Origin of the sequence: Streptomyces broussonetiae (genome assembly GCF_009796285.1) — a bacterium.
In the GTDB taxonomy this organism is placed as follows: Bacteria; Actinomycetota; Actinomycetes; order Streptomycetales; family Streptomycetaceae; genus Streptomyces; species Streptomyces broussonetiae.
Genome location: NZ_CP047020.1, coordinates 8,700,330 through 8,722,240, shown reverse-complemented (window position 1 = coordinate 8,722,240; position 21,911 = coordinate 8,700,330). Strand labels below are relative to the sequence as shown.

Below are 21,911 nucleotides of genomic sequence, written 5' to 3'. Positions count from 1 at the left end.
CCTGAAGCGGGCCCGCGGGAAACTCCGCGGCCCTCACAGGGCCTTGCGTCGCACCAGCAACCCCAGCACCAGCAGGCCCGGGAGCAGGGGCAGCCACACCGTCAGCAGCCGGTAGCCGAGCACGGCGGAGGCGGCGGCCACGCCGGGGGCGCCGGAGACGGTGAGGGCGAGGGCGAGGGCCGCGTCCAGGGAGCCGAGGCCGCCCGGGGTGGGCAGCAGGGCGGCGGCACTGCTGGCGGCGAGGTACAGCAGGGCCACCTGGAGCGGGGGCAGGGGCAGTCCGACGGCCTGACCGACGGCGATGAGGACCAGGCAGTGCAGCGCGGCGAAGGCGAGGGAGCCGCCCCACAGGGCCGCCGCGCGGCTGGGGCAGGCGTGCAGCGCGCGGATGTCGGCGAGTACGACGGCGAGGGCTCGGCGGCAGCGTGGCCACCAGGGGGTCGCGAGCAGCGCCGAAAGGAGGACGGCACAGCCCGCTGCGACGGCGAGTACGGTCGGCGACAGGCGCGGCGGGTGCAGCAGGCCCGGGCAGACCGGGGCGAGCAGCGCGATCAGCGCGAGGCGGACGACGGCACCGGCGGTGGCCTTGACGGCGACGGCGCTGGCGCTGCGGCCCGCGGGCAGTCCGCAGCGCATGAGGAACCGCAGGTTGACCGCGCCGGCGCCGAGCCCGGCGGGCAGCAGGTGGCCCGCGGCGGAGGCGGCGAACTGGGCGGCGAACAGCCGGGGCCGGGGCAGCCGTCGCAGGACCGCGCCCTGCTGGGCCAGCGCCGAGGCCGCCCAGGTGCCCAGGGCCGCTGTCGCGCCGACCAGCATCCAGCCCTGGTCGGCCCCGGCCAGCCGCCCGGCCCCGCTCTCGAGTACGGGCCAGTGCCGGCGGACCAGGTAGAGCCCGCCGAGCAGGACGGCGAGCAGGACGGACACGTGCCAGTGGGCGCGGCGCCGGACAGGGGGCGCGGCGAGGTCCGGCGGGGACGTCATCGGCCGCACCCGGGTACGCCGGTTGCGCGGAGCGAGGCGGCCGGAGCCCGCCGGCCGGGCGTGCCAGGCCCGGCCGGGGTCGGCCGGGCCGGTGCGAGGGCGGTGACCCGGGGGCGGCGGCCGGCGACGGGCAGGCCGTGGGAACGCTCGCTCGGTGGTCCGGCGAGTGTGACGTGCGCGCTGCGGGCCCTCATCACCCCTCCTGCCCCCGCGGCGTGCGGGACCCCGGTCACCCTACAGTTTGTAGGGTAAGGCCGGAGTCAGGAGAACACCGCCGAGGCACGGCAAAGGCGCCGCCGGGCCCGGGGGAAAACACCGCCAAAATACCCCGTATCCCAGCCTCTTGCCCGGTGGACGGGGCCATCCGGCCTACGCACTACGCGCTGTAAGGTTGGGGCATGGCTGGCACAGAGTCCCGCGGCAGGGCGGAGCGGCGCAGCGCCGGGGCGCTGGAGAGCGAGGTGCTGGCCGCACTGTGGGCCACCGAGCGGCCGTTGACCCCGGCGGAGATCCAGGCCGAGGTCGACGGGGCACTGGCCTACAACACGGTGCACACCATCCTCAAACGCCTGTACGACAAGGGGCTGGTGCTGCGCGACGCGAACGGGCGGCGGGGTGCGTACCGGCCGGCGAAGAACGCGGCGGAACTGACCGCCCAGGCGATGCACGAGGCCCTGTCCCGGGGCCCGGACCCGATCGCCGCGCTCCAGCAGTTCGTCACGGGGCTGAGCCCTGAGGAGGAGCGGGCGCTGCGCACCCTGCTCGCCGAGGGCGGCGCATGAGGTCCGAGGTGCACGCCGCGCCGGTGCCGTAGCTGCGGCGGGACGTCTTCGGCCCGGTGCTCCGTCGACGCAGGCCCGGCGCCCGGGGCCGGCTCAGCCGTGGCGGGGCTGGTCGTCGCCCGCCCGCATCTCGAGGACGTTGGGCGGCCTCCGCAGACAGGTGCCCGGCCCCTGGCCACCGCCACGGGCCGGGCTCGGGCCCGATGTGTGCCGTGCAGCCTCAGCCCGCGCCCGGCACCCGGTGCGGTGGCTGCTCGGGGGCCGGGCGGCGCACCGGCGGCGGTACGGCGCGGACGGCCGGGTCGGCGGTGCTCACCGTCAGCGGCTCGCCGTGGTGGTGCAGGGTCAGCGGCGGGCCGTCCAGGAGCGTGTACGTCGCCTTGTCCGGGCCGACGACCACGCGCAGCCCACGGCCACGGAACTGGACGTTGAAGGCGAGCCGGCTCAGCCGCCCGGGCAGCCGGGGTGCGAACCGCAGGCTCGCGCCGTCGCGGCGCAGCCCGCCGAAGCCCGCCACCAGCGCCATCCAGGTACCGGCCAGCGAGGCGATGTGCAGCCCGTCGCGGGTGTTGTGCTCCAGGTCCTGCAGATCCATCAGGGCCGCCTCGGCCGTGTAGGCGTAGGCGAGGTCCAGATGGCCCGTCTGCGCGGCCATGACCGCCTGGCAGCAGGCCGACAGCGAGGAGTCCCGGACGGTCAGCGGCTCGTAGTAGGCGAAGTTCCGGGCGATCTGCTCCTCGGCCGCCTTCGCGTCGCCCTGGTCGAAGTAGTCGGCGCAGGTGTACATGGCCAGCACCAGGTCGGCCTGCTTGACGACCTGCTTGCGGTAGAGGTCGAAGTAGGGGAAGTGCAGCAGCAGCGGGTACTGCTCGGCGCGGGTGCCGGCGAAGTCCCAGCGCTGGTAGCGGGTGAATCCGGCGTGCTGTTCGTGGACGGCGAGTTCGGAGTTGTAGGGGACGTACATCGCCTCGGCGGCGTCCCGCCAGGCGGCACTCTCCTCCTCGTCCACGCCCAGCCGGGCCGCCTCGCCCGGGTGGCGTTCGACGGCGTCCGCCGCCGCGAGCAGGTTCTTGCGTGCCATCAGATTGGTGTAGGTGTTGTCGTCGGCGACCGCGCTGTACTCGTCGGGGCCGGTGACGCCGTCGATGTGGAAGACGCCGCGGGTGTCGTGGTGGCCCAGCGAGCGCCACAGCCTGGCCGTCTCCACCAGCAGTTCCGTGCCCGCCTCGCGCTCGAACTCGCTGTCGCCGGTGGCCTCGACGTACCGGACGACCGCGTCGGCTATGCCGGCGTTCACGTGGAAGGCCGCGGTACCGGCCGGCCAGTACGCCGAGCCCTCCGGTCCTGCGATGGTGCGCCACGGGAACGCGGCGCCGCCGAGCCCCAGCTGGGCCGCGCGCTCGCGGGCCTCGTCCAGGGTGCTGTACCGCCAGCGCAGCGCCTCGGCGACGGCCGCGGGCGCGGTGTGGGTGAGCACGGGCAGCACGAACATCTCGGTGTCCCAGAAGGCGTGCCCGTCGTACCCGGAGCCGGTCAGGCCCTTCGCCGGAATGGCGCGCTGCTCGGCGCGGGTGCCGGCCTGCAGGACGTGGAACAGGGCGAAGCGGACGGCCTGCTGGATCTCCTCGTCGCCCTCCACCTCGACGTCGGCGCGGGCCCAGAAGTCGTCCAGGCAGTCCCGCTGGTCCTCGAGCAGCCCCTGCCAGCCGTCGTGCGCGGCGGCGGCGAGCGCGGCGTCGACCTGGTCGGCCATCGCCGGCAGCGAGCGGGTGCCGGACCAGCCGTGCGCGACCAGCTTCTCCACCCGCAGCGTCTGCCCGGGCTCCAGTACGGAGGTGACGGTCAGGCGGGCCACGTCGGTGCCGCTCTCGCTGCGGGTCGTCGTACGCTGCGGGCCGCTGACGACGTGGTCGGCGGCGACCGCGACCCGCAGGCCGCTGCGCCGGGTGCGGTGCACCAGCCGCAGCCGGCTGCCCGAGGCCAGGTGGTCCTCCTGCTCCAGCGGCGACTGCAGGGCCATGGCCGCCCGCGGGTCGCCGTCGGACTCGGGCAGTGTCTCGTTGGCGACCAGCTCGGACTGGATGACCACCCGGCTGCGGCTCCCGACGGCCTGCACCTCGTAGGCGACCGCGGCGACCGCGCGCTGGGTCAGCGACACCAGCCGGGTGGAGCGCACCCGGACCGTGGAGCCGGCCGGCGAGGTCCACTCGCAGGTCCGCTCCAGCACCCCGCGGCGCAGGTCCAGGACCCGCTCGTGGGAGACGAGCCGGCCGTAGCGCAGGTCGAACGGCTCGTCGTCCACCAGCAGCCTCAGGATCTTGCCGTTGGTGACGTTGATGACCGTCTGGCCGGACTCCGGATAGCCGTACCCGGCCTCGGCGTACGGCAGTGGGTGCACCTCGTGCACGCCGTTGAGGTAGCTGCCGGGCAGACCGTGCGGTTCGCCCTCGTCGAGGTTGCCGCGCCAGCCGACATGGCCGTTGGACAGCGCGAACACCGACTCGCTCTGGGCGAGGACGCCGAGGTCGAGGGCGGTCTCCCGGACCGTCCACGGTTCGACGGCGTAGGACCGGTTGGTGATCACTGCCTGCCTCCCAGCTCGGCGAGGTCCTTGACGACAAGGGTCGCGCCGTGTGCGTACAGCGCGTCGGCCTGGCCGACGCGGTCGACGCCGACGACGTAGCCGAAGCCGCCCGTGCGGCCCGCGTCCATGCCGGCCAGCGCGTCCTCGAAGACGGCCGCGCGGGACGGCTCGACGCCGAGGTCGTGGGCGGCGGCGAGGAAGGTGTCCGGGTGCGGCTTGCCCGGCAGATGCCGCTCGGCGGCCACGACACCGTCGATCCGTACGTCGAAGAAGTGCTCGGCGCCGACCGCCCGCAGTACGTCGCGGCAGTTGGCGCTGGAGGAGACGATCGCCGTGCGCAGCCCCTCGGCGCGCACCGCCTCCAGATAGCGCAGGGTGCCCTCGTAGGCCTCCACTCCGCCGGCGCGGATCTTCTCCAGCAGCAGGACGTTCTTGCGGTTGCCGAGGCCGTGGACGGTACGGGCCTGCGGTGGGTCGTCCGGGGTGCCCTCGGGCAGGTGGATGCCGCGCGAGTCCAGAAAGGCGCGCACCCCGTCGGCGCGAGGGCGGCCGTCGACGTATTCGTCGTACTCGGCGACGGCGTCGAACGGCCGTCCCCGCTCGCCGTCGAAGTCGCTGAGGAACCGGTCGAACATCTCCTTCCAGGCGGCCGCGTGCACGACGGCCGTCTTGGTCACGACCCCGTCGAGATCGAACAGACAGGCTTGGATTGCATCGGGCAGACCGAGCTGAGTCATACCCGCACTCTTCCCCACGATCGGCGTTCAAGTGGGTGGCGCACGCCACACTGGAGCGTACTTCTCGGCAGAGTCTGCGGTGGGGGACTTCCGGATCCGCCGGAAGGGGGCGGTGCCACACTGTCCGGTGTGCCGCTGACCTTCGACGACCTCCTCGCCCGCGCCCGTGTCCTCGCTGCGGGCGGCCGGCGTGCCGTGCTCGGCATCGCGGGCAGCCCCGGTGCGGGCAAGACGACCCTCGCCGCGCACCTTGTGCGCGCGCTGAACGCGGACGGCCCGCCCCGGGCCGCGCACGTGCCGATGGACGGCTTCCATCTGGCCGACGCCGAACTCGACCGCCTGGGCCGCAGGGACCGCAAGGGCGCGCCGGACACCTTCGACCCGGCCGGGTACGCGGCGCTGCTGCTGCGGCTGCGCGAGGACACCGAGGAGGTGGTGTACGCGCCGGGGTTCGAGCGGGTCCTGGAGCAGCCCCTTGCGGGCGCGATCCCGGTGCCGCCGGCCGCCCGGTTGGTGGTGACCGAGGGCAACTACCTTCTGCTGGCGGAGGGTTCGTGGGCGCGGGTGCGGCCGTTGCTGGACGAGGTGTGGTTCTGCGAGATCGCCGAGGACGAGCGGATCCGCCGACTGGTCGCCCGGCACGAGGAGTTCGGCAAGGACCACGAGAGCGCCGTGGCCTGGGTGCTGGGCTCGGACCAGCGCAACGCCGGCCTGGTGGCGGCGACCCGGGGGCGGGCGGACCTGGTGGTGCCGCCCGCCGCGCTGCCCACCGCCGTCCTCCCCGAGGGCTGACGCCCCGCCGTGCGGCGCCTTGGCTCAGCCGCGCAGGGTGAGCGAGGGCTCGCCCCGGCCGTCCCCGGCCACGGCACCGACGAGCGCCGTGAACGCCTCCGTGCGTACGGTGAGTTCTCCCCCGGCTTCCTCGAAGGCGGGCGCGAAGACTCCCCCGGGCCCGTACCGTACGGCGAACACGTGCAGCCCGTCCGGGGTGCCCGGCGCCGGGTCGGCTTCCAGGGCGGTGGAGGAGACCAGGTGGCGCCAGCCCTCGTCCGGGTTGCCGTAGCCGCGCGGGTCGGCGGCGAGCGCGAACGCGGCCTGTTCCTGGGTGAGTTCGGCGCGGGCGTCGAAGTGCTCGTCGCCGGGCGCCGCCGGGTGGGTGAGCCGCAGGGCACCCGCCGCCGTGACCTCGCCCTCGGCAGTGCGGCGCACCCGGTCGCCGTCGTCGGCCGCGTACGGCAGCCCGGACAGCAGGTACGGCGCTCCCTCGAGCCGCTCCACGGCGACCGTCACCCACAGGCGCGTGCCGTCGGTGACGTACAGCGAGCGGACATGGCGCAGGACGTGGTCGCGGCCGACGACCGGCTTGGTGACCAGCTTGGCGGCGAGTGTGTCGGCGCGGACGTCGCGGACCCGTACCTCGCCCATCGGGCGGCACAGCAGGAAGCCGTCGGTGACCGGGCCGAAGCCGTGCCGGCGGCGCACGGCGGCGGGCAGGTAGTAGGTGCCGGCGGCCTCGACCAGGGTGGGGGTCATCCGGCTGTCGAAAGCCACGGAGACGGTGCCGGAGCGCAACTGGTGGCGGGCGGCGTCCGGGGACGGAGCGCGGTGCCAGCGGGTGGGGTCCTGGATCTGCCAGACCAGCATGAAGGCGAAGTGCCCGTCGATCCGGCCGTCGCGCCGCGTCGCGTGCCGGCCCCAGCGGGTGTCGCCCCGGTAGCGGCCGAGGTCGGCGCCGATGCGAGCGCCGAAGTACCTGAGGCCCAGGACGGATTCGAAACCCGAGTGCTGTTCGCTGTAGCGCGGTCCTCCGCAGTCGTAGCCGCCGCCGGTGAGCCGGGCGTCGAGGTAGCGGGCGAGGGTGTCGCCGTCCTCGGCGAACATCTCCGTGCCGCTGACCCGGTGGGCCTGGGCGAGGAAGGACAGGGAGATCGGGCCGTAGTTGTTGTCGTAGGCACCACCGTGCTCGGGCGGCAGCAGGGCTCCCCGGTCGCGGACCCGGTGGGCGCGGATCTCCTCGGCATACAGGCTCAGTGCCCTCCCCCGCACCGACTCCCCTTCCTCTTGGGAGAGATGGCGGGCGAGCATGAGGCCACCGACCACACAGCCGATGGCCTGGTTGCCGGCCCGCTGCGGGTTGAAGAAGGTCGCCTCGGTCAGCCAGCGCCAGTAGCCATGGGCCACCTGCCGTAGTTCCGCCAGCTGTTCGTCGCCGAGAAGGCCTTCGGCCTGGTCGAGGACGTTGACCGCCTGGAGCAGCGCCCAGACCGTGCTGGGCCAGTCGCCGATGGGGTGGGCGCCCGCGTCGAGGACGTAACGGGCGTACGGCAGGCCGGAGTTGGTCAGACACAGGTTGGGGTAGCCGGGGTTGTCCCCGGTGTAGACGCGCTCGCGCAGGTGGAAGACGAGGCTGCGGCGAACGGCCTCGGGCAGGCGGGGGTCCTTGCCGCGCTGCCAGGCGAGGGCGAGCAGGGAGGTGATGCCGAGCGAGGTGTCGCCGATGTCGTCGTGGGCGTCGGGGTGTTCGAGGCTGCCCTCGGGGGTGAGCCGCGCGAGGGCCTCTTCGGTCACGTCGGCGAGCACCGCGTCGTACGCCTGCGGGGTGTCCGGCAGGTCGTGCAGCGGGCCGCGCTGGTGGGGCAGGTGCACGCTGGGTCAGCCCTTCTTCGTGGTGGTCGCCAGGCCTGCCACCAGTCTCTTGCGGGAGACGGGGAAACAGATGAGCGTCGGGGCGAGCGCGCGTGTCGACAGGGCGAACTTCGCACCGCAGGAGGAGCCGCCTGCCCTGTCCGGGACCAGGGTGGGGTCGCTCCGGTGGCCGCCGCCGGGTCGGACCGGGGTGTGGGCGCGCCCGCCGGCACCGGCCCGGTTGCCGTGCGCCGATGCGCCGATGCCTGCGCGGTGCGGCCCCGCCTGACGTTCGCCCTCACCCGGCAGGGCCGCGAGGTGCCGCTGACCGTGCCCCAGGGCGCGGAGGTGCTGCTGGAGGCCCCTCTGCCCTGTCCGGGCGTGGACCGGCGCCGGGAGGTGCTGCGTACCACCGCCCTGCCCTTCGGGTGTGTGCTGCTCGACGGCCTCGAGCAGTGGGGCCGGCTCGACCTGTTCGCCGCGGCCGACGGCTACGGCGCCTTCGACACGGACGTCACGGTCACGCTGGACGCGTCGGCGGGCGGCTTATCGGTCGCCGACGCGGGGCGCAACGACATCGACGTGCGCGGCGGCCTCACCGAGCGCGGCACGGGCACGCTCACGCCGACCGGCCGCAACCGGTACACGGGCGGGACCGTCCTGGTCCAGGGCACGCTGGTCGCAGGCGGCAAGGACGCCCGGCACGGGGACGTCCGGATCACGGACGGCGCGCCGGGCTTCGCCGAGCGGCTGCGGGTGCGCGGCGCCTACGCGCAGGACGCCGGCACGCTCGAGGTCGTTCTGCGCGCGGGCCGCAGGGCGCCGCTGGCGGTTCGTCACTGGCGGTACCGGGTGGCTCGGCGGCGCTGTCGCTGCGGCTCGGCAGCGAGCGGCCACCTGCCGCGGGCAGCACCCTGCCGGTCCTCGACGCGCCGCGGCTGCGCGGCCGGTTCGCCCGGATCGAGGTGAACTCCGAGAGGCTGCGGGCCGTACCCGTGTACACGGCAGAAGGTCTGTCGGTACGACTCGTGCAGCGGTGACGCCCCCGGCGGTGGGAGCGGTGCGACAGTAGGGCCATGATCCGGCCCACGCCCGCCTCCGCCGTCGTACGGCCGGTGCCACCGCGGGGCGGATGATGGCGCGCGAACAGCACCTGGTCCTCGGCCGGACGGCTCTTGCCGGAGCACCGGCCCGCCCGTACACGGGAGTGCGCCGGCACCGGCGGTGGCTGGTGCCGCTCCTGGTCGTGCTGCTGCTCGCCCAGATGGCCGCGGCGATGGTGACGACGGCCGTGCAGCAGACGCCGACGATCGACGAGCCGGTGTACGTGGCGACGGCCACCGACTATCTGCACGAGCACCGGATCCGCTACAACCCCGAGCATCCGCCGCTCGGCAAGCTGCTGATCGCGGCCGGGGTCGCGGTGGCGGGGCCGCACTACGACCCGGGGTACGCCGGCACGCAAGGGGACGTGGGCCGGCATCTGCTGTACGAGTCGGGCAACGACCCCGGGCGGCTGATGCTGTGGGCGCGGCTGCCGGTCATCGCGCTGACGCTGCTGTTCGGGCTGGTCGCGTTCGCGTTCGCCCGTGAACTGACCGGCACGGCGGGCGGCTTGGTGGCACTCGCCCTGTACGCCTTCTCGCCCGATCCGATCGCGCACGGTTCACTGGCGACGCTGGACATGCCGATGACCGGCTTCGTGCTGACCTCGGCGTGGCTGGTGTGGCGGGCGCGCCGGCGGCCCGCGCTGTACCTGCCGCTCGCGGGGGCGGCTTTGGGGGCTGCCGTGGCGACCAAGATGAGCGCGCTGCCCGCGGTGCCGGTGCTGATGGGGCTCGCGGCGGTGTCGGTCCTCGCCGCGGGCCGGGAGGTGACGCGGTCCGGCCGGCCGGGCACGGGCGCGGACCGGTGGCGGCACCTGCCCGCGGGACTCACGGGCCTGCTCGGCGCCGGTCGGCGCAGACCCCTGCCGGCGCTCGGCGGGGCGGCCGTGGTGGCGGTGGTGGCCGTCGCCGTCGTCTGGGCCTCGTATCTGGTGGTCGACCCTCGGCTGCGGTTCTCTCCCGCCGAACCGGTACCGGCCCTGCACGGGCTGCGCGGCCGGCTGGTGGACCTGCTGCCGCTGCCGCCCGCGTACCGGGCCGGGATGCGGGTGCAGTTCGCGCTGGAGGAGCAGCCGTGGCAGGGCTATCTGTTCGGGCACCTGTACACCGGCTCGCGCTGGTACTACCTGCCCGTCGCCCTGCTGGTGAAGACGCCGCTCGGCCTGCTGGCGCTCGGTGCGGCCGGTGCCGTGGCGGTCGTCGCGGTACGGCGGCTGCGGCCCGCGGCGCCGTATCTGCTGCTGCCGCCCGCCGTACTGCTGGCGGCGGCGATGACGGGTTCGCGGGACTTCGGGACGCGGTACGCGCTGTTCGTTCCGGTGTTCCTGGCGGTGACGGCGGCCTGTGTACCGGCCTGCCTGCCGCGCCCGGGCCGGCGGTGGACGGCCGCCGCGGCCGCCGCGCTGGTGCTGTGGACGGCGCTGACTTCGCTGCGGACCTTCCCCTGCTACCTGCCGTATGCCAACGAGGCGTTCGGCGGGCCGGCCAACACCCATCGGCTGCTGCACGACTCCAACGTGGACTGGGGCCAGGACCTCGGACGACTCGCGGACCGGCTCCGGCAGCGCTACCCGGATGAGCGGGTGTGGCTGGTGTACAAGGGCAGCGGTGTGCCCTCGTACTACGGCATACACGCCGCCGATCCGCGTGACGTGCCGCCGGACCGGGTGCACGGGCTGCTGGTGGTGTCGGACTCGGCGGTCGCCAGGGCACGCGGACGACTGGCCGAACTGATCGCCACCAGTCATCCGATCGACGATGTGGGTCATTCGATCACTCTCTTTCGTCGCTGAGCACGCACGCTCAACCCGCTGGTCACAGCTTTGAGTGAGCTATGTTGAGTGCTTGTGGCAGACAAAGGAGGCGGACCGGTGCCCTCGCCGCAGCAGGCACGCGCCCAGGCATCAGCGATCACCTCGGGCAAGAGCGTGCCCGAGGCCGAGGCGGCACCGACCTCACGACTCAGGGAAATGTTCGACGGCCCCCGCCTGTCACCGGGTCAGCGGCGCATCGCCCAGTATCTGATCGAGCACATCACCGAGGCCGCATTCCTGTCGATCACCGAGCTGGCCGACCGGGTCGGGGTCAGCCAGCCCTCCGTCACCCGCTTCGCCGCCGCCGTCGGCTTCAGCGGCTATCCGGCGCTGCGCGAGAAGCTGCAGTCGATCGCGCTGAGCACGCTCGCGGGTGGGCCGGGCGAGGAGGACCGGGCCAACGAGCTCCAGGCCGCGGTCGACGCCGAGATCGAGAACCTGGAGAACCTGCGGCGCGACTTCGCCGATCCCGACCGCGTCATCCAGGTCGGCCGCGCGCTGTCCCGCTCCACCCCGCTGACCGTGCTCGGCCTGCGCATCTCGGTGTCGCTGGCCGAGTACTTCGGGTATGCGGCCCGCCGGATCCATCCCGACGTACGGCTGGTCACGCGGGGCGGCAGCGTGGCCTACGACGCGCTGATGCAGTCGCGTGAGGCCGGCGGCACCTGGGTCCTCGCCTTCGCCATGCCCCGGCACTCCCAGGAGACCCTCAACGCCGTCCGGGTGGCCCGCGGCGCCGGTCTGAAGGTCGTGCTCGTCACCGACCTCGCGCTCGGACCGGTGGCCGACGAGGCCGACGTCGTCTTCGCCACCGGGACCGGCTCGCGGATGGTGTTCGACTCCTACGCCGCGCCCGGCGTGCTGGCGGCAGCGCTGCTGCAGGCCATGACCGACGCCGATCCGGAGCGCACCCAGGCCCGCCTCGAGAAGTACGAGCAGCTCTCCGATCAGCACCAGTTCTTCCTGAAGGACTGAATACCGCGGCTGCCCGCGCCGGTCGCCGGGCAGCCGTCGGGCGCCCGTGAAGATCCTGCGGATCCCCCCTGTCCTGGACCGGGACGATCCACAACAAAGCGCGCATGAATGTTTTCATACGTCTTGCAAAGCGCACGGCATATATAAATACTGCTCGGACATTGCCCCGAGAAAGCCGACGGACCCGCCATGCGCACGCACCTCCACACGCAACGGCGGTTCCCGATGCCCGGGGCCCCGCACGGACACCCTCAGCCGCCGTTTCCTACCCACGTCGGTGCCCGGGGTGTTCCGGGGCGCGCCCGTTGCACGACGCGCCCGTGGCGGCCCCGGCCATCCCCTAGGCCGGGGCCGCCCCGCACTCGTCGGACCACCCTCACGACGCCGCACACCGGAAGCGATGATCATGCCCCTGACCAGCACGCGCATCAGTCCCGACTGGCCCTGTCAGGTCAAGAGCCCGGGCTCGTACGACTGGGAGCGCTCGGCCGCCAGATGGCTCCGGGAGCTGATCCCTGCACGCTACGCCAGCTATCCGGCGCTCATCCGGCACCCGGTCCTGCTGGCCCGGCACGCCCAGCTCCAGGTCCAGCAGGAGGTCCGGGTGGCCCGCACGGCCCTGCAGACCGCGCGGGCCGAACTGCCGATGCTGGGGCTGCCCGAGTCGGTCATCGAGCACACCATCAAGCTGTACGCCGCCGAGGTCCTGCAACTGCAGCACATCGCCCGCAGCGTGCGGGCGGTCAGCGAGGCGCTGGCGGGGCGCTGACCCGCGCGTCGGCGCGGGCCTCCCGGCCCGCCGGGGCGAGGCACCCGACGTCGGGCCGGTGAACTCTTCGGGGGCTCACGCGCGCCGGCCCCGGCGCGCGCGGGAACGGCGCCGACGCAGGGAGCGGCGGCGTGGGCGGAAGCCGCATCGCGCGCGGGAGCGACCTCGCGCGTGAAAGCCGGGCCGCATACGGAAGCCACGTCGGATGCGGGGGCAGCGGCTTTCGCGGGAGCCACGGACGTCGGACGCCGACGCCACGACCTGCACGGGAGCCACGGACGTCGAACGCGGACGCCACGACCTGCACGGGAGCCACGGACGCCGGACGCCGACGCCACGACCTGCACGGGAGCCACGGACGCCCGACGCCGACGCCACGACCTGCACGGGAGCCACGGACGCCCGACGCCGACGCCACGACCTGCACGGGAGCCACGGACGCCCGACGCCGACGCCACGACCTGCACGGGAGCCACGGACGCCCGACGCCGACGCCACGACCTGCACGGGAGCCACGGACGTCGGACGCGGACGCCACGACCTGCACGGGAGCCACGGACGTGCGCGGCAGCAGTGTCGTCCGCGACAGCCGTATCGGCCTGCCCGCCGGGGCGGTCCGCGCCGGTTCGCCGCCGCGGACCGGACCGGGAGGGCCTTACGAACCGTCGTCGGGGTTCGTGCGCGACTCCAGTGCGCGGCGGGTGTCGTCGCCGTAGACACCGGTCTCGTCGCCGCGGATGCCGTACCAGAGCTGGAAGCGGGCCACGGCCGCGGTGAGGGCGGCGTCGTAGGTGCCGCTGGCGGAGCCGTCGCGGTAGACGTCCGGGATGCGCAGCAGGCGTTCCTGGAGTTCGGTGACCTCGGGGCCCGTGTCGCCCTGACGCAGGGTGCCGGGGCCGTCGGGATCTGCGGCAGCGGTGGCCGAGGAGGTCGCGGTCGGTGTGGCGGCGGGCGGTGCGCCGGTCGCGGGCCGGGACGGGTGCGCGGTCGCGGCGGCCTCCTGGCGGGCGGGCAGCAGCAGGGCGCAGCCGAAGCCGACGAGTGCGGCCGCCGCCACGGCCCCGGCCACGGCGGCCCGGGTGAGGCGGGGGGCCGGGACGCGGGCGCCGGAGGCGGGGCCGGCCGGCGCGGCGGGTGGCAGTTCCTGGGTGTCGTCCTCGGCGGTGGGTGGCTCCCCGCGCACCGCAGCGGGGCGCGGGGAGAGCGCCGTGGTGACGGGCTCGAAGGTCACCGGGTCGGGACGGATCTCCCGCATCAGCTCCGCGAGGGCGTCGAACCGGCGGGGCCGCAGCACCCGGATGGGTTCCAGCACCGGTGCGGGCTCAGGGCGTTCGGGCTCGGGCGGTGTCGGCACCTGGCTCTCCTTCCGTCCCCGGCCCGTCTCGGACGGGCAGGACCTGCGAAGCCCCCGTGCTCGGATACGGCCCGCACGGCCGCCCCGTTCAGATCCTCCCCGGCTCCCCTCACAGTCACAGAACGATCGAAACGCTCAACTCGGTATAAAGCATTGAGCGTTTGGGAAAGCGCGTGCTAGAAAGCGCCGTCATGACGACTCCTTGGTCACGCCGTGGCTTTCTGGCCATCTGTTCCGGCACCGCTGTCGCCCTGGGGATCGGTACGCCGGCATTCGCGGCCTCGGACGAGTTCGCGACGCTCCGCGCGCGCTGGCGCACCCTGATCCTCGGCGAGGGATTCGACCCCGCCGCCGAGCCGTTCGCCTCCCGCCTCTCCGGCCTGGGCACGACGGCGGGCCGGTACCGGGCCACGATGGCCCCCGCCGCCGGCTCCCTGTGGCCCGACCTGGTCTACGCCGACCCGGATCCGGACACCGACCAGGAGTCGTTCGGCTACTCCGGCAACATGAACACCAGCTACACCCGGCTGAGCACGCTCGCTCAGGCCTACTGCCAGCCGGGCACCGGGCTTACCGGTGACACCGGCCTGCGGGACGCGATCGTCGCCGGCCTGGACCATCTCCACGACGACGTCTACAACGCGAGCCGGACCCCGTACGGCAACTGGTACAACTGGCAGATCGGCGCCCCTCAGGCGCTGCTCGACGTGTGCGTGCTGATGTACGACGCCCTGTCGGCCACCCAGCTCGCCGGCCACCTCGCCGCGGTGGACCACTTCGTGCCCGACTCGGCGGTGGCGAGCTACAGCGGGACGAGCACGGGCGCGAACCGGGTGGACCTGTGCCGGGTGCTGGCGCTGCGCGGGGTCGTCGGGGCGAGTGCGGCCAAGGTGGCGCTGGCCCGTGACGCCCTGTCCCCTGTTTTCCCGTACGTCACCTCGGGCGACGGCCTGTACGCCGACGGCTCGTTCATCCAGCACACCTCGGTGCCGTACACCGGTTCCTACGGTTCGGTGCTGCTCGGCGGGCTGGGGCTGCTGTTCGCGCTGCTGGCGGGCTCCGGTTGGGCGGTGACGGACCCGAACCGGCAGATCGTGTTCGACGCGGTGGAGCACTCCTGGGCGCCGTTCCTCTACAACGGTCTGGTGATGGACGGCGTCGCGGGCCGGGCGATCAGCCGGGGGCTGACGGCGTCGGACCCTCAGCACATCCAGCAGGACGATCACTTGCGCGGTCATCCGGTCCTGGCCTCGATCGTGCTGCTCGGGCAGGGGGCGAGCGATGCGGAGAACGCGCGCTGGCGGGCGCTGGTGAAGGGCTGGGTGCAGCGGGACCACTACAGTCCGCCGCTGGCCGACCCGGTGCTGAGCCTGCCGCATCTGGCCCGGCTGAAAGCAGTTCAGGACGACACCTCGCTCACGGCGGTCGCCGAGCCGGCCGGGCATCGCCTGTTCCCGTCCATGGCGCGGGCCACCCACCGCAGACCCGGCTGGGCGGCCTCGCTGAGCATGGCCGACAAGAGGATCACCTACTACGAGACCGGCAACGGCGAGAACCTGCGCGGCTGGCACACCGGTGCCGGGATGCTCTACTGGTGGGGCGACACCTTTGCCAACGGCCAGTACAGTGACGCCTTCTGGCCCACCGTCGACCCGTACCGGCTGCCGGGTACGACCACCTCCCGCAAGGCGCTGGCCGATGCGGCGGGCGGCGACTGGGGGGCGGCGAAGCCGGACGTGAACTGGGTGGGCGGGGCCACGGACGGCGAGCGGGCCGCCGTCGGGCAGTACCTCAAGGGGCTGCAGTCGACGCTCGTGGCGAAGAAGTCGTGGTTCTTCCTGGACGACACGGTCGTCTGTCTCGGCGCGGGCATCACCTGCACCGACGGCACGGCCGTGGAGACCACGGTCGACAACCGCAACCTCGGCCCCACCGGCGGTGCCCCGTTCACGGTGGACGGCACGCTCGAGCCCGCTGCCTACCCATGGTCGGCGACGCTCACGGGCGCGAAGTGGGCGCACCTGGGCGGGCACGGCGGCTACGTCTTCCCCGGTGGGGCGGCGGTGCGGGCGCTGCGCGAGTCCCGGGACGGCAGCTGGAGCACGATCAACAAGGGCGGTGCGACGACCGTCGTGAACCGCAGGTACCTGACGCTGTGCGTCGATCACGGAACCGATCCGGTGAACGCCTCGTACGCCTACCTCCTGCTCCCCGGCGCATCCGCGGCCCGCACCCGGGCGCGGGCCGCGGATGCGCAGTGGCTGACCGTTCTCGCCAACTCCGACAGCCAGCAGGGCATTTCGGTGCGTTCGCTCGGGTTCACCGGGGTGAACTTCTGGTTCGGCGGAACGGTCGGAACGCTGACCGCGAGCGATCCGTGCTGTGTGATGATCAGCGAGCACGGCGACGGCACCGCCGTGATCGCCGTGAGCGATCCGATGCGCATGCGCACCGGCCTCACCCTGACCTGGCGGCGGGCGGTCGCCGCGGTGACCTCCACACCGGCCGCACTTGCCTCGGCAGCCACCGGAAGCGCACTGACGCTCACCTTCGGCGACCTCACGGGAACCGCGGGGGCCACCCAGCGGGTCGCCGTCAGGCTGGGCTGAGCGCTCCCTGCACAAACCGGCTCAGGGACGCCGTGAACGTGCCGACGAAGGCGTCCCTGGCCTCCTCCGGCAGTGCCTCCAGAGACAGGTAGGGGTTCAGGTCCTCCAGTTCGACCAGCAGCAGGCCGCCGTCGCGGGCACGGCAGGCGTCCACGCGCTGGATGCCGTGGCCGAGGTCGTTCCAGTCGACGAAACGCCGGGCGAACTCCAGGTCGGCGGCGGTGGCCGGGTACGGCTGCAGCTCCCAGCGGCGCTCCGGGTCGGGGGCGTACAGGGCGTACTCGAAGTCGTCGTCGACGAAGTAGAAGGAGACCTCGTGGACGAAGTCGACGCACGGCTGGATCAGCACCTCGCCGCGGGCCGCCGCGGCGATCTGTCCGGCGGGCACGATCCGCAGGCCCACCGAGTCCGCGCCCAGCTTCGGCTTGACCACGTACCGCTCGGCGGGCGGCAGCCGGTCCAGGTCCTCGGTACTGCCGACGGTCGGTATGACCGGGAAGCCGGCGGCGCTCAGGTCGAGCAGGTACTGCTTGCCGGCCATGTCCGCCTTGCCGGTGAGCGGGTTGTACACCCGGGTGCCGGTGGCGAGCGCCTGCTCGCGGAAGGCGTCGTAGGCGCTCTGGTAGCCGAGGACGGGCCCGCTGTTGCGGACGACCACGGCGTCGAAGCCGTCCATGAGCGCGGCCGCGTCCAACGGATGACACAGGGCGAGGTCGAAGCGGGCGCGGAGGCGGGCGGTGAGGAAGATGTCCTCGTCGCAGTAGCGGCGCCCGCGGGCCTGGTACGCCAGGTCGGTGACGTAGAGCAGGCGGGGGCGGACGGCGGGCATGCGCGATCTCCTAGGACGGGCCGGTGCGGGGACGGCCGGCGGCCCGCCACCGCAGGCGGGCCTGCCGACGCGGGCCGGTCCCGGCACGGTGGAGAAAGGTTACGTCGCAGGGTGGGGGCGGTGTCGGGCGGGGCTGGCCGCAGCGCTGGACCGGAACCCGGGACCGGGCCGCCGGTGAGTGCCGCAGGGGCTCTTGCCCCACCCGGCGTGCTCGGCCAAGGGGCCATGGATCTCTTTTGCCTGCAAGGGAAGTTGGACTGTCGGTCAGGCCGAGCGGGTCAGCTCCTGCGGGCCGACCGGGTGGGCGAAGGGCAGGCCGCGGGCGTAGCGGGCGAGTTCGTCGACGGCCCAGTCGGTCATGCGGCCCAGTTCGGTCCCGAGGGAGCCGGCGATGTGCGGGGTGAGCAGGACGTTCGGCAGGGTGTAGAGGGGGGAGTCGGCGGGCGGCAGGTCGGGCTCGGTGACGTCGAGGACGGCGTTCAGGCGGCCGGTGCGCAGGTGTGCGGTGAGGGCGTCGGTGTCCACCAGGGAGCCACGTGCGGTGTTGACGAGGGTCGCGCCGTCCTTGAGCAGGGCGAGGCGCCGGGCATCGAACATGTGCCGGGTCTCGGGGAGTTGGGGCGCGTGGATGCTCACCACGTCGCTGCGCGCGGCGAGTTCGTCCAGGCCGGCGGGTTCGGCGCCCAGGGCGCGGGCCTCGGCAGGATCGACGTAGGGGTCGTACAGCAGGACGTGCAGGTCGAACGGGCGCAGCAGCTCGATGACGCGTCGGCCGACCCGGGAGGCGCCGACCACGCCGACCGTGCGCCGGTAGTTGCCGTGGCCGGTGTAGTACGGCAGGAGGCCGGGCCGGGTGCGGGTGCGGGCGTAGGCGTGGGCGATGTCGAGGACGCGTTTGCCCGCGAACAGGATGGCGGCCAGGGTGAATTCGGCGACGGGTACGGCGTTGGCGGCGGCGGCCGAGGAGACGGTGATGCCGTGTTTCCAGACGGCGTCGGTGACATGGTGTTTGACCGAGCCGGCCGCGTGGACGACGGCACGCAGCCGGGGCATGCGGCGCAGCGCGTCCTCGGTGAGCGCGGGCGCGCCCCAGTGGGTGAAGAGCACTTCGGTGCGGGCCAGTCGGGCGGCTGTCGCCGGGTCGGCGTCGTCGATCGTCGTGATCGTCGTGGTCGTGTCGATGCGGGCGACGGTGTGCAGCCGGTCGAGGCGGCCGTCGGTGAGCAGGGTGTGGTGGATGTCGCTGCCCATGGCGAGTGCGGTACGCGGGCGGGCAGGGGCAGGGCAAGGGGCGGGGGTCTCGGTCACCTTCACTTCACCGCGCCGGCGGTCAGGCCGGAGCGCCAGAAGCGCTGCAGGCAGACGAAGGCGGCGATCAGCGGGAGGACGGCCACGAGCGAGCCGGTGATCACGAGAGCGTAGTACTCGGGCTGCTGCTGGGTGACGCTGTTCCACATGAACAGGCCCAGGTTGACCGGGTAGAGGTGATCGTCGTTGAGCATCACGAGCGCGCCGAAGAAATTGTTCCAGCCGGCCGTGAAGGAGAACAGGAAGATCGTCATGAAGCCGGGTGCCAGCATGGGCAGTCCGATGCGGGCGAAGGTGCGCAGTTCGCCGGCGCCGTCGACGTGGGCGGCCTCGAGGACCTCGTTCGGTACGTAGCCCTCGGAGAAGACGCGGGCCAGGTAGACGCCGAAGGGGTTGACCAGGGCGGGCAGCAGCAGCGCCCAGTAGGTGTTGACGACCCCGGCTTTGGTGGCGAGCAGGTACATGGGCAGCTGGATGACGGTGCTGGGTACCAGGACGCCGCCGAGGACGAGGCCGAACAGCTTCTCCTTGCCCTTGAAGTCGTACTTGTCGAAGGCGTATCCGGTGGCGACGCACAGCAGGCTGCAGGCGGCGGAGCCGACGACGGAGTAGAGGATGCTGTTGGCGAACCAGCGCAGGTAGATGCCGTCGTCGAAGGTGAACAGGTGTCTGAGGTTGGTGAGGAGGTTCATGTCGCCGAGCGCGAAGCCCGAGGTGGCGAACAGGTCACGGTGGTTCTTGGTGGCGGCGATCAACAGCCAGCTGACCGGCATCAGGGTGTAGCAGGCGGCGAGGACCAGCAGGCCGTTGACGACGGTCTTCGACAGCAGTGCGGACGTGGGCGTACGGCGGCCGGTGCGGGTCGGGGTCCGGTGGCGGGCGGTGGGTTGCCGGGCGGCGGAGGTGCCGTGGGTGAGGGTGGTCATGCCGCCGCCTTCCAGCGGTTGCCGAGCCGGGTGACGACGAAGGAGAGGGCGATGCCGAGCGCGGCGAGCATCAGGGAGGCGGCCGCGGCGAGGCCGTAGTCGTGCTGCACGAATCCCGCCTTCCAGATGAACAGGGTCGGTGACCACGCGGTGTCGATCGAGGGCGCGCCCCGCTGGTTGAGCAGCTTGGGTTCGGTGAACAGCTGGATTGCGCCGACGCAGGTGAACAGGACGGTCATGACGATCGCCGAGGCGATCATGGGGATCTTGATGCGCAGGGCGGTGCGCAGGTGGCCGGCGCCGTCCATGACGGCTGCTTCGATCACTTCGCGCGGTACGGCCTGGAGGGCGGCGTAGAAGATGACCATGTTGTAGCCGGTCCACTGCCAGGCGGACAGGTTGGTCATGGAGAGCAGGACGTGATCGTTGGCGTAGAAGTCCCAGCTGCCGCCGGCCGACTGGATCCAGTCGAGCACGGGGCTGAGGCCGGGGGTGTAGAGGTAGATCCAGACGATCGAGGCGATCAGCGAGGGGATCGCGTGCGGCAGGAAGAGCGCCAGCTGGAAGAACCGCTTCGCCCGGGCGAGGGCGGAGTCGACAAGCAGGGCGAGGGCGAGGGACGAGCCGATCAGTGCCGGGATGTACAGCGCGCAGTAGAGCGCGATGTGTGCGAAGGAGGCGCGGAAGCCGGCGTCGGACAGGGCGGCGGAGTAGTTGGCGAGTCCGGCGAACACCCTCCGGGTGCCGCCGAAGCCGAGCCCGGAGGAGCGTTCCCGGAAGAGGCTCATCCACAGCGCGTAGCCGATCGGCGCGACCATCACGGCGCCGAACAGGACGAAGAACGGCGTGATGAGCAGGGCTGCGGCCCGGCGCCGGCCGCGGCTGGGCCGGACGGCCGCGGCCGGCTCGGCGGACTGCGGTCCGGCGGCCGGGCCGTGCTGTGCGCCGGGCGGTCCGGCGGTTCGGGCCAGGGGTGCTGCCACAGCGGCTCCTTCGAAGGCGGGGCGGGGGCGGACGAGTCGGAAGCGAGGAGGATGCGGCGGGTGGGGAAGGCGGGGTCTTCACGGTTCGGATCCGCGCGGTCCGGGCCGGAGCCGGCGGGGCGGGTGCGGCGCGCCCCCTCAGCGCACCGCACCCGCGCGCCCTCTCCTTGCCCGGGGTCCCGGCATGCGGGGCCCCGATGAGGATCTACTCGGCGAGCTTGAGGCCGCGGTCGGTGATGCCCGACTCGGCCTTCTTCTCGCCCGCCTCGACGCCCGCGGTGAAGCCGGACTTGGCGGTGGCGTCCTGGATGGCGGTGTAGACGTCCATCTGGTCGGGGCCCCAGGTCCAGCCGGGCACGATCGTGTCCGCCTGCTGGGAGGCGAGGCCGTAGAGGTCCTGGCCGTTGAGGTAGGAGGTGTCGAACCTGGCCGCGGCGACCTTGCGCATGTCCGGGTTGGCGGGCAGGGCGCTGCTCGGTGACGTCAGGTCGGCGAGCCGGGCCTCCACGCCGGCCTTGTTCGTGGTGAGCCAGGTGATGAACTCGGTGGCGGCCTCGACATGCCTGCTGCCCTTGAGTACGCCGTAGGAGGTGCCGCCGTAGTTGCCGACGGCGGGGGTGCCCCAGTTGGGCATGGGGGCGGCGGCCCACTTGCCCTTGAGGTCGGGCAGGGCGGTTTTCATGCCGCCGGCCGACCAGGAGGCGCCCAGGTAGGAGAGGGTACTGCCCTGGGCGCGGGACTTGGTCTCCTCGGGGCTGTAGCCGGTGAGGGTCTGCACGAGGTCGTTCCTGACCAGGTCGTCCCAGTAGGCGGTGACCTTCTTGGTGGCGGCGTCGTCCACGCCGGTCTTCCAGGCGTCGCCCCGGGTGCCGAACCACTTGCCGCCCGCCTGCCAGGCAAGGGCCGCGAGCAGGCCGGGGTCGTTCTTGGGCAGGGAGGCCAGCCGGATGTTCTTGTCCTGCTTCTTGACCTTCTCTGCGGCCTTCTTGAAGTCGTCCCAGGTCTTGGGGACGGTGATGCCGTACTTCTTGAACAGGTCGGTGCGGTAGTAGAAGAGCTGTGGTGCGACGTCGTAGGGGACGGTCCAGGTGCGGCCGCCGAAGGTGACCAGGGACTGGACGGACTGCGGGAACTTCGTCTTGACCGTTTGACCGGCGTACTTGGTCAGATCGATCAGATTGCCCTGGCTGGCGAACTCGGGGACCATCTGGTACTCGATCGTGGCGACGTCCGGGGCGTTGCCCGCCTGCACCGCGTTGGCCAGCTTGCTGTAGCCCTCGGTGCTGCTCGGGATCTCCGTGAATCTGACCTTGATGTCCTTGTGCGTCCTGTTGAACGCGTCCACGGTCGACTTGGCGCCGAGGGTCCAGGTCCAGTAGTCGATGGTCACGGGCTTGCCGTCGGACGCGTCGCCCGTCGAGCCGGAGCCGCCGCCGCAGGCGGTGGCGAGCAGGCCCAGTGCGGCGACGGCGGCGGTGGCGACTGTGCAGAACGATCGTGGCGTACGCGTCATGGCACGGCTCCTACGA

17 protein-coding genes are annotated in these 21,911 nt (G+C 72.9%); 7 read left to right on the top strand and 10 right to left on the bottom strand.

Annotation, left to right across the window (positions count from 1 at the left end; translation table 11 throughout):
• Positions 1 to 33: 33 nt before the first annotated feature.
• Positions 34 to 981, bottom strand: coding sequence for a lysylphosphatidylglycerol synthase transmembrane domain-containing protein (locus GQF42_RS39735; RefSeq protein WP_158928130.1), 948 nt, complete (start codon positions 979 to 981; stop codon positions 34 to 36).
• 398 nt (positions 982 to 1,379) lie between these two features.
• Here GQF42_RS39735 and GQF42_RS39730 point away from each other — a divergent pair, with 398 nt between their 5' ends.
• Complete coding sequence (locus GQF42_RS39730) at positions 1,380 to 1,763, top strand: BlaI/MecI/CopY family transcriptional regulator (RefSeq protein ID WP_158928128.1); 384 nt, start codon at positions 1,380 to 1,382, stop codon at positions 1,761 to 1,763.
• Between the two features lie 220 nt (positions 1,764 to 1,983).
• On the opposite strand, the gene GQF42_RS39725 is transcribed toward GQF42_RS39730, so the two are convergent.
• Both GQF42_RS39725 and GQF42_RS39720 read right to left on the bottom strand, forming a co-directional pair.
• Entirely contained in the window at positions 1,984 to 4,347 is a 2,364-nt protein-coding gene (locus GQF42_RS39725) for a glycoside hydrolase family 65 protein (RefSeq protein WP_158928126.1), read from the bottom strand.
• On the bottom strand, positions 4,344 to 5,084 hold the full coding sequence (locus tag GQF42_RS39720) for an HAD family hydrolase (protein WP_158928124.1): 741 nt from the start codon (positions 5,082 to 5,084) through the stop codon (positions 4,344 to 4,346). Before GQF42_RS39720 ends, GQF42_RS39725 begins: the two co-directional genes overlap by 4 nt.
• A gap of 129 nt (positions 5,085 to 5,213) precedes the next feature.
• Here GQF42_RS39720 and GQF42_RS39715 point away from each other — a divergent pair, with 129 nt between their 5' ends.
• Positions 5,214 to 5,876 carry a nucleoside/nucleotide kinase family protein gene (locus GQF42_RS39715; RefSeq protein ID WP_158928122.1) on the top strand — a complete coding sequence of 221 codons (663 nt, stop codon included), beginning with the start codon at positions 5,214 to 5,216 and terminating at the stop codon, positions 5,874 to 5,876.
• Between the two features lie 24 nt (positions 5,877 to 5,900).
• Here the strand turns inward: GQF42_RS39715 and GQF42_RS39710 are convergent, their stop codons facing one another.
• Positions 5,901 to 7,730, bottom strand: coding sequence for a hypothetical protein (locus GQF42_RS39710; RefSeq protein ID WP_158928120.1), 1,830 nt, complete (start codon positions 7,728 to 7,730; stop codon positions 5,901 to 5,903).
• Between the two features lie 165 nt (positions 7,731 to 7,895).
• Here GQF42_RS39710 and GQF42_RS39705 point away from each other — a divergent pair, with 165 nt between their 5' ends.
• The 4 genes from GQF42_RS39705 to GQF42_RS39690 all read left to right on the top strand — a co-directional run bounded on the left by GQF42_RS39705 (position 7,896) and on the right by GQF42_RS39690 (position 12,373).
• Positions 7,896 to 8,678, top strand: a complete 783-nt coding sequence (locus GQF42_RS39705) for a hypothetical protein (protein ID WP_158928118.1) — start codon at positions 7,896 to 7,898, stop codon at positions 8,676 to 8,678.
• A gap of 163 nt (positions 8,679 to 8,841) precedes the next feature.
• On the top strand, positions 8,842 to 10,608 hold the full coding sequence (locus GQF42_RS39700; protein WP_158928116.1) for a phospholipid carrier-dependent glycosyltransferase: 1,767 nt from the start codon (positions 8,842 to 8,844) through the stop codon (positions 10,606 to 10,608).
• Between the two features lie 78 nt (positions 10,609 to 10,686).
• Positions 10,687 to 11,604, top strand: coding sequence for a MurR/RpiR family transcriptional regulator (locus GQF42_RS39695; protein ID WP_199272957.1), 918 nt, complete (start codon positions 10,687 to 10,689; stop codon positions 11,602 to 11,604).
• A gap of 400 nt (positions 11,605 to 12,004) precedes the next feature.
• The gene (locus GQF42_RS39690) at positions 12,005 to 12,373 is read left to right on the top strand and encodes a hypothetical protein (RefSeq protein ID WP_199272956.1); all 369 of its coding nucleotides are present in this window, start codon (positions 12,005 to 12,007) and stop codon (positions 12,371 to 12,373) included.
• A 655-nt stretch (positions 12,374 to 13,028) separates the two neighbouring features.
• Here the strand turns inward: GQF42_RS39690 and GQF42_RS39685 are convergent.
• On the bottom strand, positions 13,029 to 13,727 hold the full coding sequence (locus GQF42_RS39685) for a peptidoglycan-binding domain-containing protein (protein WP_158928112.1): 699 nt from the start codon (positions 13,725 to 13,727) through the stop codon (positions 13,029 to 13,031).
• 191 nt (positions 13,728 to 13,918) lie between these two features.
• Between GQF42_RS39685 and GQF42_RS39680 the strand changes: the two genes are divergently transcribed.
• Positions 13,919 to 16,336: a polysaccharide lyase 8 family protein gene (locus GQF42_RS39680; protein WP_158928110.1), complete on the top strand. Its 2,418-nt coding sequence runs from the start codon at positions 13,919 to 13,921 to the stop codon at positions 16,334 to 16,336.
• On the opposite strand, the gene GQF42_RS39675 is transcribed toward GQF42_RS39680, so the two are convergent.
• The 5 genes from GQF42_RS39675 to GQF42_RS39655 form a co-directional block, all read right to left on the bottom strand.
• Positions 16,323 to 17,165, bottom strand: coding sequence for an ATP-grasp domain-containing protein (locus GQF42_RS39675; protein ID WP_158928108.1), 843 nt, complete (start codon positions 17,163 to 17,165; stop codon positions 16,323 to 16,325). The genes GQF42_RS39680 and GQF42_RS39675 overlap by 14 nt on opposite strands.
• 264 nt (positions 17,166 to 17,429) lie before the next feature.
• The gene (locus tag GQF42_RS39670; protein WP_158928106.1) at positions 17,430 to 18,416 is read right to left on the bottom strand and encodes a hydroxyacid dehydrogenase; all 987 of its coding nucleotides are present in this window, start codon (positions 18,414 to 18,416) and stop codon (positions 17,430 to 17,432) included.
• A 59-nt stretch (positions 18,417 to 18,475) separates the two neighbouring features.
• Positions 18,476 to 19,399, bottom strand: a complete 924-nt coding sequence (locus GQF42_RS39665; protein ID WP_158928104.1) for a carbohydrate ABC transporter permease — start codon at positions 19,397 to 19,399, stop codon at positions 18,476 to 18,478.
• On the bottom strand, positions 19,396 to 20,382 hold the full coding sequence (locus GQF42_RS39660) for a carbohydrate ABC transporter permease (protein ID WP_233273638.1): 987 nt from the start codon (positions 20,380 to 20,382) through the stop codon (positions 19,396 to 19,398). The genes GQF42_RS39665 and GQF42_RS39660 overlap by 4 nt, the downstream gene beginning before the upstream one ends.
• A gap of 205 nt (positions 20,383 to 20,587) precedes the next feature.
• Positions 20,588 to 21,895, bottom strand: coding sequence for an ABC transporter substrate-binding protein (locus GQF42_RS39655; protein ID WP_158928102.1), 1,308 nt, complete (start codon positions 21,893 to 21,895; stop codon positions 20,588 to 20,590).
• Positions 21,896 to 21,911 lie beyond the last annotated feature (16 nt).

Bases quoted from the DNA above. Each gene is read 5' to 3' on its own strand.
- GQF42_RS39735 (WP_158928130.1), bottom strand. From the start codon at position 981: ATGACGTCCCCGCCGGACCTCGCCGCGCCCCCTGTCCGGCGCCGCGCC.
- GQF42_RS39730 (WP_158928128.1), top strand. From the start codon at position 1,380: ATGGCTGGCACAGAGTCCCGCGGCAGGGCGGAGCGGCGCAGCGCCGGG.
- GQF42_RS39720 (WP_158928124.1), bottom strand. From the start codon at position 5,084: ATGACTCAGCTCGGTCTGCCCGATGCAATCCAAGCCTGTCTGTTCGAT.
- GQF42_RS39700 (WP_158928116.1), top strand. From the start codon at position 8,842: ATGATGGCGCGCGAACAGCACCTGGTCCTCGGCCGGACGGCTCTTGCC.
- GQF42_RS39690 (WP_199272956.1), top strand. From the start codon at position 12,005: ATGATCATGCCCCTGACCAGCACGCGCATCAGTCCCGACTGGCCCTGT.
- GQF42_RS39680 (WP_158928110.1), top strand. From the start codon at position 13,919: ATGACGACTCCTTGGTCACGCCGTGGCTTTCTGGCCATCTGTTCCGGC.
- GQF42_RS39675 (WP_158928108.1), bottom strand. From the start codon at position 17,165: ATGCCCGCCGTCCGCCCCCGCCTGCTCTACGTCACCGACCTGGCGTAC.
- GQF42_RS39670 (WP_158928106.1), bottom strand. From the start codon at position 18,416: ATGGGCAGCGACATCCACCACACCCTGCTCACCGACGGCCGCCTCGAC.
- GQF42_RS39665 (WP_158928104.1), bottom strand. From the start codon at position 19,399: ATGACCACCCTCACCCACGGCACCTCCGCCGCCCGGCAACCCACCGCC.
- GQF42_RS39655 (WP_158928102.1), bottom strand. From the start codon at position 21,895: ATGACGCGTACGCCACGATCGTTCTGCACAGTCGCCACCGCCGCCGTC.